Source organism: Arthrobacter sp. TmtSoilC51, from assembly GCF_055388015.1.
This window is the reverse complement of the sequence record NZ_AP035878.1, coordinates 65,483-79,037: the sequence shown is the minus strand read 5'-3', so window position 1 is coordinate 79,037 and position 13,555 is coordinate 65,483. Positions and strand designations below refer to the sequence as shown.

17 protein-coding genes are annotated in these 13,555 nt (G+C 63.1%); 14 read left to right on the top strand and 3 right to left on the bottom strand.

Annotated elements, in window-relative coordinates; translation table 11 throughout:
* Positions 1-2: 2 nt before the first annotated feature.
* The 10 genes from ACZ5G6_RS23870 to ACZ5G6_RS23825 all read left to right on the top strand — a co-directional run bounded on the left by ACZ5G6_RS23870 (position 3) and on the right by ACZ5G6_RS23825 (position 7,495).
* Entirely contained in the window at positions 3-308 is a 306-nt protein-coding gene (locus tag ACZ5G6_RS23870; RefSeq protein WP_498692132.1) for a hypothetical protein, read from the top strand.
* A 72-nt stretch (positions 309-380) separates the two neighbouring features.
* A complete protein-coding gene (locus tag ACZ5G6_RS23865; RefSeq protein WP_498692131.1) occupies positions 381-530 on the top strand; it encodes a hypothetical protein in 150 nt (49 codons plus the stop codon).
* A 474-nt stretch (positions 531-1,004) separates the two neighbouring features.
* Entirely contained in the window at positions 1,005-1,928 is a 924-nt protein-coding gene (gene dprA / locus ACZ5G6_RS23860) for a DNA-processing protein DprA (protein ID WP_498692128.1), read from the top strand.
* A 62-nt stretch (positions 1,929-1,990) separates the two neighbouring features.
* On the top strand, positions 1,991-2,308 hold the full coding sequence (locus ACZ5G6_RS23855; protein ID WP_498692127.1) for a hypothetical protein: 318 nt from the start codon (positions 1,991-1,993) through the stop codon (positions 2,306-2,308).
* 564 nt (positions 2,309-2,872) lie between these two features.
* On the top strand, positions 2,873-4,216 hold the full coding sequence (locus tag ACZ5G6_RS23850; RefSeq protein WP_498692125.1) for a ParB/RepB/Spo0J family partition protein: 1,344 nt from the start codon (positions 2,873-2,875) through the stop codon (positions 4,214-4,216).
* A 730-nt stretch (positions 4,217-4,946) separates the two neighbouring features.
* A complete protein-coding gene (locus ACZ5G6_RS23845) occupies positions 4,947-5,213 on the top strand; it encodes a glutaredoxin family protein (protein WP_498692124.1) in 267 nt (88 codons plus the stop codon).
* A 5-nt stretch (positions 5,214-5,218) separates the two neighbouring features.
* On the top strand, positions 5,219-6,115 hold the full coding sequence (locus ACZ5G6_RS23840; protein ID WP_498692122.1) for a single-stranded DNA-binding protein: 897 nt from the start codon (positions 5,219-5,221) through the stop codon (positions 6,113-6,115).
* A gap of 182 nt (positions 6,116-6,297) precedes the next feature.
* A complete protein-coding gene (locus ACZ5G6_RS23835) occupies positions 6,298-6,696 on the top strand; it encodes a hypothetical protein (protein ID WP_498692121.1) in 399 nt (132 codons plus the stop codon).
* 223 nt (positions 6,697-6,919) lie between these two features.
* Complete coding sequence (locus tag ACZ5G6_RS23830; protein WP_498692120.1) at positions 6,920-7,210, top strand: hypothetical protein; 291 nt, start codon at positions 6,920-6,922, stop codon at positions 7,208-7,210.
* 15 nt (positions 7,211-7,225) lie between these two features.
* The gene (locus ACZ5G6_RS23825) at positions 7,226-7,495 is read left to right on the top strand and encodes a ParB family protein (protein WP_498692116.1); all 270 of its coding nucleotides are present in this window, start codon (positions 7,226-7,228) and stop codon (positions 7,493-7,495) included.
* 114 nt (positions 7,496-7,609) lie between these two features.
* Here the strand turns inward: ACZ5G6_RS23825 and ACZ5G6_RS23820 are convergent, their stop codons facing one another.
* The 3 genes from ACZ5G6_RS23820 to ACZ5G6_RS23810 form a co-directional block, all read right to left on the bottom strand.
* Positions 7,610-7,870 (bottom strand): hypothetical protein, encoded by a 261-nt coding sequence (locus ACZ5G6_RS23820; RefSeq protein ID WP_498692114.1) that lies wholly within the window; start codon positions 7,868-7,870, stop codon positions 7,610-7,612.
* 241 nt (positions 7,871-8,111) lie between these two features.
* Complete coding sequence (locus ACZ5G6_RS23815; protein WP_498692112.1) at positions 8,112-8,414, bottom strand: hypothetical protein; 303 nt, start codon at positions 8,412-8,414, stop codon at positions 8,112-8,114.
* 10 nt (positions 8,415-8,424) lie between these two features.
* Complete coding sequence (locus tag ACZ5G6_RS23810; protein WP_498692108.1) at positions 8,425-8,685, bottom strand: hypothetical protein; 261 nt, start codon at positions 8,683-8,685, stop codon at positions 8,425-8,427.
* A gap of 423 nt (positions 8,686-9,108) precedes the next feature.
* Between ACZ5G6_RS23810 and mobC the strand changes: the two genes are divergently transcribed.
* From mobC to ACZ5G6_RS23790, 4 genes are read left to right on the top strand one after another with little or no spacing between them, the layout of a single operon-like run.
* Positions 9,109-9,504 (top strand): plasmid mobilization relaxosome protein MobC, encoded by a 396-nt coding sequence (gene mobC / locus ACZ5G6_RS23805; protein WP_498692106.1) that lies wholly within the window; start codon positions 9,109-9,111, stop codon positions 9,502-9,504.
* Positions 9,501-11,060: a relaxase/mobilization nuclease domain-containing protein gene (locus ACZ5G6_RS23800; protein WP_498692103.1), complete on the top strand. Its 1,560-nt coding sequence runs from the start codon at positions 9,501-9,503 to the stop codon at positions 11,058-11,060. Before mobC ends, ACZ5G6_RS23800 begins: the two co-directional genes overlap by 4 nt.
* A gap of 22 nt (positions 11,061-11,082) precedes the next feature.
* A complete protein-coding gene (locus ACZ5G6_RS23795) occupies positions 11,083-11,871 on the top strand; it encodes a hypothetical protein (protein ID WP_498692102.1) in 789 nt (262 codons plus the stop codon).
* A 60-nt stretch (positions 11,872-11,931) separates the two neighbouring features.
* Positions 11,932-12,957: a hypothetical protein gene (locus ACZ5G6_RS23790; RefSeq protein WP_498692101.1), complete on the top strand. Its 1,026-nt coding sequence runs from the start codon at positions 11,932-11,934 to the stop codon at positions 12,955-12,957.
* The last annotated feature ends 598 nt before the right edge of the window (positions 12,958-13,555 follow it).

The following is a 13,555-nucleotide window of genomic DNA, read 5'->3' as shown; positions in this document are numbered from 1 at the left end:
GCGTGAAAACCAGGAGACAGGCCGCATGGCCGTGGTCGCAGCTCTGGCCCTGGATAATCGGTATCGCCGCCATTGTCGTGTTCGTGCTGCCCTGGTCCCTCATGTGGGTCGGCCACTGCGTCGACTACGCACTGGGGCAAGGCGAAAGCTACTGCGAAAGCGGACCTGTCACCGGCGAGCCCGCCGCGATCATCGTCGCGGTGATCTCGGCAGTGCTGATCGTGTTCTGCCTGTTCCGGATCGTGCAGATCCTGATCCAACGGTTCCGGAACAGACCGACCAGGCCACCGGCCCGGGGCAGCTGGTGAACCCAGCTGGCTCAATGGATCCCCGGCTACAGTGAACATCGAGGAAGAACACTGCAGCCAGGAGATCCGAGCATGGGAACCGAGTACGTCCTGACCGATGACGACAAACCCGTCCCCGGCGCGAGCTTCCTCGAAGACGTCATCGAGCTGCGGCTGCTGACCGCCGCCGATTCCCTCGGCCCGGTGGACTACACCGCTCCCCAGGAACACCCCGACTTCTAAAATCATCCTGTAGCGACGACGCTGCACCCCATAGTTTTCCTTTGCCGAGGAAACAACCAAGGAGCCGGCCCCCGAGAGGGTGCCGGCTCCTTGGCTTTTCAAGATCCAGAACGGGCGTCCACTTCGTGGCCGGCTGCTGGGTGGTGCCGGTCCGTCGCAGAGCTCCTGCCCGTCACCACCTGGTGTGTCTACGACGTTTTGGCTGCTGTCCCAAGGGATTTTACGTTCCCGTTCCAGCCCGTCTAGCCCCTCCGTAAACTCCGGGGCCTGCGTGCCAAAAATTCTTCAGCTGGGATCCTCGCTCGCTCGGATCCCACAAGATTTTTTGGCCCTTGCCACAAGGGTAGTCAGGCCTCCACAGGAACAGCTCGCAAGCTTCGCCAGCAGCCAAAACAACGGGAGGGAACGGGGAGCTGGCCGGTCACCAGAGCGCCCCGCCTACCAACTTTCTCGGCAAAGAAGGAAGAGACCACCGTGAACGACGAAAACCGCATCGCACGCGCAGCCCTGACCCGCATGTTCACCCCGGACGACGACATCGCCCGGCAGCTGGTCGCCCGTCACGGCGCCCACCCGGCCTACCGCATGGCACTGCGTGCCCGGCCCCTGTTCCCCTTCTGGAACATCCAGGCCGAGGAACTCTCCGACGGGCTGGACCGCTGGGCACCCCGACCCCGCGAACTCGACACCCCGGTGATCGAGGCCGAACTCGAGGCCATCAAAAACCTTGGCGGGGGTTTCCTCGTCCCCGGAGACGAGCACTGGCCCGAAGGCCTAAACGACCTGCCCGACGCCCCGTATGGGCTCTGGTACGTCGGAAACATCGACCAAGGCATCCCCGCCCCGCACCAAGCGGCCGCGGTGACCGGCTCCCGCGACTGCACCAGCTACGGCGCCGCGGTAGCCAGGGACATGGCCCACGGACTGGCCCAGCAAGGCATCTGCGTGGTCTCCGGTCTTGCCTACGGCATCGACACCCACGCCCACCGCGGCGCGCTGACCGGGACCACCAGCGAGGGACCGGCAACAATAGCCGTCGTCGCCGGAGGCCTTGACCGGGTCTACCCGTCAGGGAACGCGGACCTCGCGGCCGCGATCAAAGGCACCGGCCTGATCGTCTCCGAACAGCCCCTGCGAACGGCGCCCACACGGCGGCGTTTCCTGGCCAGGAACAGGATCGTTGCCGCTCTCGCCGGGGTGACCTGCGTGGTCGAAGCCCGGACACGGTCCGCAGCAGTGAACACCGCCCACCACGCCGAAACCATCGCCCGACACGTCGCGGCAGTCCCGGGCTCGGTTCACAGCGCCCACTCCTCGGCCTGCCACGCTCTTTTGAAGGACGGCACTGCGGTGCTGGTCAGCGACGCAGCCGACGTGGCCGAGCTCCTCGCCAACTAAACCCCACCGGTGGTCCGGGACCTGCGAGGTCCCGGCCTCCCCTTCGCACTGAGGAGACAACTGTGACGAACTGCTGGGATGAAGACGGCACCTACGACTGGGACGCCCATTGGCACGCGATCGAACGCGAGGCGGCCACCAAGACCGCCGAATGGATCGGTTACCCGGGCATGGTCGATGCTTTCCACCACTTCGGCCTGTACGGCAACGAGGTACCGGACGAGGTCTTTACGCCCGAGCTGCTCTCCGCCATGGACACCTGGCAGGTGCTGCTCGAAAAGATCGAACTCACCGAGGACGAACTGGACCGTCGCACCCTGCAGCGAAACTACGAAACCCTGGACCGCACCATCCACCGAATGGTTGATCCCCGAAGGTAGCAGGTGGGCCGTTCGCCTTTGGTGGGTGGGCGGTCCGCCGCAGGTGGCCGGCCCGGGTGGGTAGTCGCCGGCGGCGGACCGCCGTTCCCGCATCCGCCCCCGGGGTGCTTGGCTCGTGGGCGCGGCGCACCCGCCCGGGACGCACCATGGGCGGGATCCGGTGGGAACCAGGAGAGGGGTGCTCGCTGGGCGAGCACTAAAGGGCGTCCACTTCGTGGCCGGCTGCTCCGGTGGTGCCGGTCCGTCGCAGAGCTCCTGCCCGCCACCACCTTCTTGTTTGAAAGCGTTTTGGCTGCTGTCCTGTCGGATTGTAAATGCCCGTTCCAGCCCGTCAAGCCCCTCCACAGTCGGGGCCTGCGTGCCAAAAATTCTTGAACCCGGGATCCTCGCTCGCTCGGATCCTTCCAAGATTTTTTGGCCCTTGCCACAAGGGTCGACAGGCTTCCATCGGGCAAGCTCCGCAAGCTTCGCCAGCAGCCAAAACAACGAAGGGGAGAAGGGGAGCTGGCCACTCACCACGAGCGCCCCACCCACCACCTTTCTCGGCAAAGAAAGAAGACAGCAATGAACAACGCAACACCCACGCTGGAAATGCTCGACCCCACCACCCTGACCGTGGACATCAACGTCCGCAAAGACGCAGCCCTCACACCGGACTTCATCGCCAGCATCAAAGAACACGGCGTCATGGAACCGGTCATCGCCCACCGCAAAGAAGACGGCACCGTGCACGTGCTCATGGGCCAGCGCCGCACCCTCGCAGCCGTTGAAGCCCAGCGCCCCCTGATACCGGTGATGATCATCAGCACACCCGAGGAAGCCGAACGTATCGTCACTCAGGTCGTGGAGAACATCCAGCGCGCCGAACTGACCGACGCGGACGAAGCCGACGCCTACCACCAGCTGTCCCTGATCGGTGTTTCCGCCGCAGCGATCGCCAAGAAGACCGGACGGACGAAAACCACCGTCGAAGGAGCCTTGAAGGCCAAGGCCTCAGAGGCCGGAACCGCCGCCCTCGGCAAGGGCCTCACCATCGAGGAAGCGCTCCTGATGGCCGAGTTCGAAGGGGACGAAGCCGCCACCGCCGACCTCGAATCAGCCCTAATGGACGACCCGGACCAGTTGTTCCACGTCGCCCAGCAACTACGGGACGACCGCGAACGATCCGCCACACTGGCGGCGTTCACCGCCGAAGTCGAAGCCACAGGGACCACCATCGTGGAGCAGCCAGCCTACGACGACTATCAAACAGCCCGTGTCAGCTACCTGAACCGGCCCGACGGGGAACCAGCCACCGCAGAGGACGCGAATGCCGTCTTCATCACCCAGGACTACCAAGGCGAATGCACCACCGTCCCGGTGATCGTCGGATGGAAGGACGCCGGATACAAAGACCGGTACAGCTCGTCGTCGGCGAACAAAGGGCCGATGACCGAGGAACAGAAAGCTGAACGGAAAACCCTGATCGAGAACAACAAGAAGATGCAGGCCGCAACCACGGTCCGCCGGGAGTTCGTGAAGACCTTGTTGGCGAAGAAACAGGCACCGAAGGGCTGGCAGTACTTCACCGTCCACGCGATCACCCACCACTCCGAAACCGCCAGCAGCTACGAGGGCGACGTGGCCGCTGAAATGGCCGGGGCGAAGATCGCAGGGACCAAGTCGTGGGGGTGGAACCCGCTGCGGGACCACGTAGCGACAACTACCACCCGGCCAGAAGTCTCCCTGATCGCGCTGGTGTGCGCAGGGTATGAGAAGACGATCGCAAAGGACTCCTGGCGGTCCCCGTCCCAAACCCACCGGGACTACTTGAACCAATTGGTTCTGTGGAACTACGTGCCGTCGGAGGTTGAGCAGATCATCATCGACAGCGGCAAACCCACCGAGGAAGAAACCCAAGCGGCATAAGAGTCCCTTGCCGGGCGGAAGCCCACCGCCCGGCAAGACCCCGTCCATCCACCACAGGCACGGCCAGGAACCTTTCGTGCGCGGGCGGTCCGCCGCCCTGGGCAAACCAGGGTGCCCACTCACCGCGGCGGACCGCCGATCAGCGCCACCAGGCACCCGCCGGCTCAGGTGCCGCGGCCCCCGCCGGCCAAGTATCCAACCACCACCCGCAGTCTTGTCAGAGGCCACCGCGTGCGCCTGGCGCCGCCGCCCGGCAGCAGAAGCATGAACCACCCACCACGCCCAAGGCGGCCAATGTTGTAAACTCAAGACCTTCCTTTTGCCGAGGAAACAGCTCAGGACCGGCCCGCGCCGGTCCTGAGCTGTTTCACCCAACGAATCGGCAGCCTTCCCCATGGGACAACACACACGTCGCCGGCCCACCACCAGCTGCGTCACGTCGCTATCTGCAGCCGGGACAACCACCCGCAACCAGTGGACCACCCCATGCGGGACAGGAACCATACGCTGTCGATGACTTCCAAAGATGCCGGGGGAGTACCGCCAGACTCCACTTACGAAGCACCAAGCTCGCCATCGGGGGAAGACGCTCAGTGGAAATTTTGATGTGTCAAAAACCTCTAGAATACGGGCTAAAACGCTTCTTTTTCTACCTGAATAAGGGTAGAATGGAGGTATCAAGTCGAACAGACGAACGAAACCAGAACTGATACGAAACGTAGGACTGACAATGACTTCTTCAACCCCTGATTACACGGTTTACACCAAGCCCGGATGCCCGAACTGCGACAAGACCAAGGCGTACTTCGACCGCAAAGGCATCACCTACCAAGCCGTCGACATCATCGAAACTCCCACGGCACTGGAGTACGTCACCACGGAGCTCGGCTACAGCGAAGCTCCGGTCGTGGTGAACAATTCCGACGACCAGGACCACTGGTCCGGGATCCGCATGGACAAGCTCACCCAGGCGGCCCTGCGCCACAAGGCAGCGTGAGTGCCATGACCAGCACCGAAGAGCAGCAGAACAACGACCGCTTCCGAACCAGTCCCCGACCCTACGCGGACCTGGAAGAATTCGGGCGGATCGCCAACCCTTCGGCCCGGATCACCGTCCCCACCCCCGCCGACGAACCATATGACGTCGACGAGCACGACCTCGCAGCGGTCACCGACGCCGAGGTCACCCCGGGGCTTCCGGACTGGCCCATCGGCGCGGGCCTTACGGACCCGTTCGCGTGGGACCCGGACATCGCCGACCAGTACCAACTGACCGAACCACCCCAACCCGGCACCACCGAACCACACCGGGCCGAACCGCACGAGACAGATCCTCAGAACGAAACCAGCACCGAGAACACCAGCGCACGAGGAAAAGGACCCACCATGGCCGCCGAAACCACCATCACCGTCATCGGAAACCTCACCAACGACCCAGAGCTTCGCTTCACCCCTTCCGGGTCAGCGGTCGCGAACTTCACCGTCGCCTCAACACCCAGGACTTTCGACCGGCAAACCAACGAATGGAAAGACGGCGAAACCCTGTTCCTTCGGGCCTCGGTCTGGCGGGAAGCCGCGGAGAACGTCGCGGAGTCCCTGACCAAGGGCATGCGCGTGATCGTTTCCGGCCGGCTCAAGTCCCGGTCCTACGAAACCAAAGAAGGCGAAAAGCGCACCGTTATCGAGCTCGAGGTGGATGAGATCGGCCCCAGCCTCCGATACGCCAACGCCAAGGTCAACCGCACCCAGCGCTCCGGCGGCGGAGGCCAGCCGGGAGGAGGCTTCGGCAACACCAACACGACCGCCGCGGCACCCCAGGACGACCCGTGGGCGACCCCGCAGCAGGCCGCCGGCTCCGGCAGCTGGGCCAACGGACCGGACGCCGAACCGCCGTTCTAAGCAGTTGTTCTGTCGGGGCCAGCCGCTACGCTGACCCCGACAGTAAACCAGACATCGACAACCGCAGATGGACCCTGAAGACATGCGTTACCAGCACAGTTAGAGCGGCCGCCCCCTGAGTGCGTCCACTCTTACGACGTCAACGGAGCAGCAGGTAGAAGCCTCTTGAAAGGAAACCCCGAATGTTGACCTACGATTTCATTTCCTACAAAGGAAAGTACGTGATCGCGGCGGTCGGCACCCTTCTCGGCATCTGGCTCATCTGGGCGCTGACTTCCCTTATCGCCGTCATTGCCGCCGGCGACGCGACGTCGACCCTGGCCATCATCCCGGCAGCACTGGCCCTGCTTTGGATCCCGGTGGCTGTGTGGCTGTGGAAGCGGGCAGTCGACGAGCATGCGGTTGCTAAAGGCAGGCTCTACCCTGGCGAGAAAATCGCCCGCCAGCTGCACGCAGAACACGGTGGCGAACTGATCTACGGCCACGAAGACAAGCCCTTCCGGCACTGGACCATCACCGTCCAGGGCGCGGACGGCTTCAACCGCACCATCTTGACCAGGAACGGCAAGGAAATCTCCTGAACCACCCAAGCGAGACAGCCGGGAGCGTCACGTCGGGGCGCCCACGAGTACATACAGTTGCAGGGCTCCGGGCTTCGGATAAGCCTTTGACCAACGGCGAGGCATGCAAGGCCCCACGGGTGCCGTACACCGCATGCCGGGTCGAGGCGGACGTGGGTTCGGAGCAGGCCCAGTCCTCACGCACCCACGGGCGTGAAGTCCACACGAGAAAGAAGAACCACTCATGACGCTGACGACATGGTCCCGGCTCCAGGACGCGGCCCTGTGCCTGATGGCGGTGTTCTGCCTGGTCGCTGCCCTGTGGTTCGCGGAGAACGGTTTCTCCAGGACGGCTTTCATCGGTACCGCGCTCATCTGCCTGCTCGTCCTTGCCGCCGGCGCCCTGGCGAAGCGGAGCCCGGACGTGTGGGCCGCGCGGGTGGCATCGACCCCGACGGTGATTGCCGTTTATGCGCTGGCCGGGATCATGGTCGTGTTCTACGTTCTTGGCATGATCTTCCCGGCAACGACCTAAAGGACAGTGACGCACGTGCCCCTGCCTAAACGGGACGACAACTCCATCAGCGCCAAGTTCACCCGGGACGACGCCGAGCAGATCCGCGCCGTCCTGAAAAACGTTGGTTTGGCCGAAGGGTACGGCTCGGCGAATGACTTCGTCGAAGCCGCCGTCCGACGTGAACTGCGACGCGTCCAGCGCAAGTACAACGGCGGCCAACCATGGCCAGGGATCCCCGCCGGCGGCCTCCGACCAGGCCGGCGCACCCGCGAAGAAACCGCCCGCCGCGAAGACCGCGCCTGAACCGCAGCCCGGTCCATCTCCCGGGGCATGGTTCAGGCGTTGGCGCAGTGTCATCCCGGAGTTTCGAAGCGCAAGTAGTTGCTGGTTTTCTTGGCAGTTTCGTTCGGCCGGTGGCTACCAGTCGCAGAGCGCGACGGCGTGGAACTTGGCTGCTCCGTCGCTTGCGAGGATGGCTGTCCAGAAGGTCCCGCCTTTCGTGTTGCTCGCCGTGTAAGCGGTAAGGGACATGGGGCCGGTCATATCCGTCTTTGGGTTCACTGCGTTTGTGGAGACGCAGGCCCCATAGTTCGGCGATGCCTCAGCTGCTGTTGCCGGCTGCGCGAAACAGGTAAGCAACGCGCAAGTGCCTGCTGCGCACCATAGAAGCTTTTTCATTGGATGCTCCTCTTCCATGCGTGGATGATACGGCCAGTATGCATCCTGCCTGGATGTGTGAACCACAAGATCAAATCGAGGTTCACCCGAGGCCTTTCCGATGCGGCTGAGAACATGAAAGAGGCTCCGCCCTGTCGTGGCAGCGGAACCTCTTTTTGCGATCCATTGGCCGCGAGGCTGAATCATCCAGCCACTGTTTGCGGCTCATTTCGCGTGCCGGTCCGTGTCATCCTCAGGGCTGTCAGGATGCTGTGTCCTGCTCCTGATTGGCACCCTCTTGGTCGCTACTGGCTGTGCGCTTGGTGTTCCTGCGGCGTTTTACGGCGGCGGGTTCGAGGCCGAGTTTTTTGAGTTCGTCGGCGCTCCAGCCGTCGCGCGTGGCTTGGACGTAGGCGCGTTTGTCGTCGCGTTCGGCGGCTACGAGCTGGTCTTTCAGGTCGGTGATCCGTTGACGGGTTTTGACCAGTTCGGTGACGGATTCGATGCGCGAGTCCAGCAGTGCGCGGGCTTGGTTTCGTGTCTGTTCAATATCGAGGTTCGCCATGGGTTCCAGCCTAACCATTGACCACGGCATGAGTGTGGGTGACGCGCCCCAGGGCGCACGCTGTTCCGGCCCCTGTCATAACGGGTTGGGGGAGGAGATGGGCGTTGTTGGGGTCGTTGAACCAGTCCTGGAGGTAGTCATCGGCGTAACTGATGGTGCGTGCCGTGAACTGGAAGTATTCGGGGCCGATGCCCTGGCGTCGCCATTGCCGCAGCAGTGCTGCGGAGATGCCATATTGGCGGGCCACTTTGGTCGGTGAGATGAGAGCCACAACTGTACCTTTCGCTGTCCCTATGCCGCGTTCCTTTCGGCACGCCCGAAAGCACTTGACCGGGCAGGGAATTGGCCAGTTGGGGAGGCCGGACCGTGGAATGCCGGAACGAAGTGAGGATATGCCGCGAAAGCCGGCGGCACCGACTTGCCAAGGAAGGCCCGGGCAGTAGCCTCAACCTGCCGAAACGGAACGACGCAGTCGTTGCTTCAAAGGACAGACGCGCAGCGTCCTGCAGGGTACTACCGTCACCAACCAACGGGTGCGTAGAGCATCTGAGCCGCTTGGGCGGAGCAAGCTATACACTTATGTGCCATAAGTGGGCTTGTTCCTCGACTTCTGGGTCGAGGGTTTGTCACACTGGTGGTGTGATCCCGGGGTTTCCGGGGCGCTGCGCTGGGCAAGGAGAGGGGCGGTGACGGCATGGCCGATGAGAGGGCTCCGGGGCGTGGTGTGGGTCGCCGTCGTCGTGCCAACATCAAGGGAAAGACCCAGTACGTGCGGGTTTCGATGTCGGAGGAGGAGCGCACGCGTCTGCTGATCCTTGAGGGGCAGACGGGCCGGAGCGCGTCGGAGATCCTTGTCAGTGGTGCACTGTATGCGGAGAATTCGGAGTCGTTGTCGGAGCGGCGGGCGGTGGCGTCGGAGTTGATGGCGGTGCGCCGGTACTTGGCGGCGTTGTCGAATAACGTGAACCAGTTGGCGAAGCACGCCAACGCCAAGGACGAGTTTCCGGCCGAGGCCCGGGTGGTGTTGAACCGTGTCCGTGCCATTGCCGAGCGGGTCAACGAGACGATCTACGGGCTGGCGCGCCGATGATCCCGAACATCACCAAGGGTGAGCGGATGTCCGGGCTGCTGGTGTACCTGGCCGGTCCGGGCCGGTCGAATGAGCACACCGACCCGCACCTGGTCGCGGGGTCCGGGCCGATCATGGCCTGGCACAACGATGACCAGCTGAACCGTGACGCGGCCGTCGCTATCGCGCACCAGCTCGACCAGGCCAAGAACGTCCTCGGCGTCGAGGTCAACGGCGGGCACGTGTGGCACTGCTCCCTGAGCCTGCGCGCCGAGGAAGGCGACCTCACGGATCAGAAGTGGGCCGAGATCGCCAACGACTTCATGGACGAAATGGGCTTCACCGAGACCAGCGGCAAAGCACCTGTCGCGTGGGTGGCCGTCCGTCACGGGCACAGCAAAGCCGGGAACGACCACATCCATATCGCAGCGTCCATGGTCCGTGAAGACGGCACGAAATGGTCCAGCCACCTGGACTACAAACGGGCCCAGGAAACGGCCCGTTCCCTGGAGAAGAAGTACGGACTGGAGGAACTCTCCCCGGTCTACGCACAGCGTGGCCTGCGGCCGGGTGAACGCGAAGCAGCTGAGCGCAGGGGAGTGGAGGAACCCGAGCGCCGATCCCTGGCGAGGAAGGTACGGGCCTGCGCGACGGCCGCCACGGATGAGGCCGAGTTCGTGCGCCGCTTCCGCCGTACCGGGGCGATGATCAAACCCCGCTACGCTGCTGGCCGGGACGACGTCATCGTCGGGTACTCGGTGGCCGAACGACCGCCCAAAGGTGTCCGGCCTGTCTGGTTCGGTGGCGGTCACCTGGCCAAGGACCTGACCCTCCCAAGGCTGCGCGGCGCCTGGGCGGACAGCCCGGAACAGGCGACCGCGGCAGTGGCCGAATGGGGCGCCGCCGCACGCGGCCGCCGACCCATCAGTGCCGGTGCGGAAGCGCACGAACCGGACCCGCAACTGTGGGCACACTACAGCGACGAAGTCGCACGGCTCCGCGAAACCCTACGGACGGTTCCGTTCGATGATCACGGCACCTGGGCGCAGGTAGCCCGCGAAACATCCGGCGCGTTCGCGGCCTGGTCAACAGCGACCGAACCCACCCCGGGACCCTTGGCCGCCGCCGCCGACGAACTGTCCAAAACGGCGCAGCTGCGACGCTACCCGGCCCGTCCTGTACGCACTGTCGGGCCGTCGGCGAAGGGCGCGTCCCTGATGCTCATGGCAGCCACCATGGGCGGTACAGGGACCGCGGCCGAGGCGATCATGCTCCGCCAGCTGCTGAACGTCGCCAAGGCCGTCCACGACATGCACAAAGCCTCCAACGACCTGCGCCGGGCACGGCAGATCAGCGACGTCGTCAAACACCAACTCGCCCAGGTCGCCGCCGCGCTGCCAGCCATCACCTCCACCACCACGGTCATGGACCGTGAAGCAGCCGAAGCGGCACGGGCAAGCACCGCCGGCCAAGACCCAGGACGGCCCGTTGGTCCGGTGCTGCCACCGACGTACGAGCAAGCCAAGAACCACGCAACCAGCCGGAGCGGTACCACCCGCCCGGACATCGAGAGATAACAACCTACAGGGGGTAGGAACCATGAGTGAATCCGACGGCATTGACGAGGCCATCGAAGGCATCACCCGTGTGGGTCTGACCGTAGCAGGCCGCCTCGGCGAACAACTCTCCAGGGCACGCGAACAAACACTCCGTCGCGCCCAGGCAGCTGAGGAACAACAAGCCCGGGAACTGCAGGCACGCTTCGACGCCGAACGGGCAGCGGCCCGCGCGCAACTGGCCCCCGTCAAGGACGAGCGTTGGTGGGACACCGCCACCGGCCGGGACATCGAAAGAGTCCACGAAACAGCCACAGCCTGGAAGGCTCACGACCCGGCCGCCCGCGACGCTGCCGAAACCATCAGGGACCAGGTGCAGAAGCGTTACGGACTGGACGTGAATAACCTCGGTGCCGATGAAGCGTCTGTGGCCACGGCGCTGGCCGAAGCCGAACGCGACCGCGAACAAGCCGACAAGGAACGCGGCACCGCCCGCGAAGAAAATTCACAAGCAGTTGGCCTGCTCGCCGACGCCGAACGCGAAGACCGCGACCGCCAGCAGGACGTCACTGACGAGAACCAGCGCCCCGAAGCGCTCCGCGACGAGGCCGGTATCAAGTACGACTCGGCCAGGCGCCGGCAGGAACTCGCAGCAAGCCTCGACGGGGTCGCCGACAAAGAAGCAATCCAAGCAAGACTCAGCGCCGACCAAGACCAAGGCACCCCGCCCAGCTCAGCCGTAGCCAGCGCACCTGGAAGAAGCCCCAAGGCCCGCAAAACGCGCGGAGCCAGCGGACAGACAAAGCTCCTCCAAAAAGGCATGAGCCGCTAGAAATCTAGACATCCTGGGCATCAATCATCCACGCGCCTATGGACATCTAAACTCGGTTTCATGGATAACAAGGCGGTCACCGTCGAGAGTGATCAGGCAGACCGTGACGCGATGACGAAGCCAAGGGTGGTGGCGCGACCAGCTTTTCGGATGGCTTTGGGCATCTATGCCGCCACAATCCTGCTGGCCGTTACGGTTCAGGCGGTGTGCCTATTTCTACTGTGGGGACCGCAGCAGAATTGGATCTCTTTCGGTGGACGATTCGTTACGAGCCCGGCGATGGCCGGGCTCTTCGCCGTCATAGCCGCCGGTATTGGTGCTTGGTCGCTATCTAGCCAACTGGCCCACACTAAAGAGAAAGCCGCAGATCAGGCATGGTGGCAACAGTTCGAGTGGGTCACAGACCGACTAATTCCCCCAAACGCCGACGGTGAGAAGGGGAGTGCGCAACTGCCACTGTCGTTGGCATTTGATCTAATGACATCTCTGGCAAACACGGCCAGAGCTCCGTTCCAGAAGGATGCTGTCGGCGGGATCCTCAATCACTATCTGAACGACTTTGTGAAGCAAAGGGGCACCTCGCCGAAGCAGCGAGGAAGTACCAGCCCGGATGGCCTCAACCTCGATGCGGCAGGAGCCAATTCTCTCCGAGCGTTGATCAACACATTGCCAAATTCGTCTCCCTCAAGCGCATCTGCGCGCAGGGTGCTGACGGCCTATGAGAAGGACTACGCAGACGAGGTCCTGAATGCCCTTAGGCACCAGTTCGGGGGCTTTCAAGCCGAAGCTAGGGGCGATTTTGGAGCGGATGCCATCGTTAATCTTGGATCCCAGAAGATCATCGTGGAAGTGAAACAATCCGTACCTAGCCGACCCCTGTTTGCAAAGATCAGCAACAGGCTGCAGCGGGTTATAGACCAACAAGGAGCCGACGGTGGTGTAATCATCATCCCGCCATCGCCACTGAACATTCCGTTGTCGGAAGTAAGTATGAAAGGTATTCACCTCATCGAGTGGGACCCCTCGCAGACTTCACACGATCTGTACAGCAGGGTTCTGCGAGTTTTTCCCGAGAGTATGCCGTGATACTGGTGCAGATCACAGTGCTTTGGACACTGGCGGCAACGACACTCGGTGTTCAGCTGCAGCATCCAATTCCGTGCAACAGGAAGCTGGTTTAGGAGGAGAGATAAGGTTCGCTTGCGGCATCCTTGATTGTTGCTCCCGAAAGGCGTCCACAAGGAAGTATTCAAGGCACTTGTCGTGGCCTCCTCGCAGACCTACTGCCTGTATCAAAAGATGCTCTTTACCCGGCAGGTCTCGCAGCAACTTTCCACCGTCGTGACTTGTTCCCCCGACGAATACCGCGTTGCGGTATTGCCTGATGCGGTGCCAGAGCCCGCGTTGACGACCTCGGCGTCTCGGCGCTCCAAGTGACCCTTTGCCGATGTAAACCACTTCCGTAGATCCAGCTAGGTCTAACCGAGGTCTATGCACAACATAGACACCTCCGATGTCTGAAGCACCACGTTCCGCCCCCAGCACATCGCGTCGTTGGATTTCCTGAAAGCGCACCGGCGTTGAAAACCCAAAGGTCTCTAGACCGGCCGTCGTGAAGTCCACGGGGTTACCTCCTTCGTTCTCACACTCCTACTTTGCGCTGAGGAGGGTATCGGAATTTTTC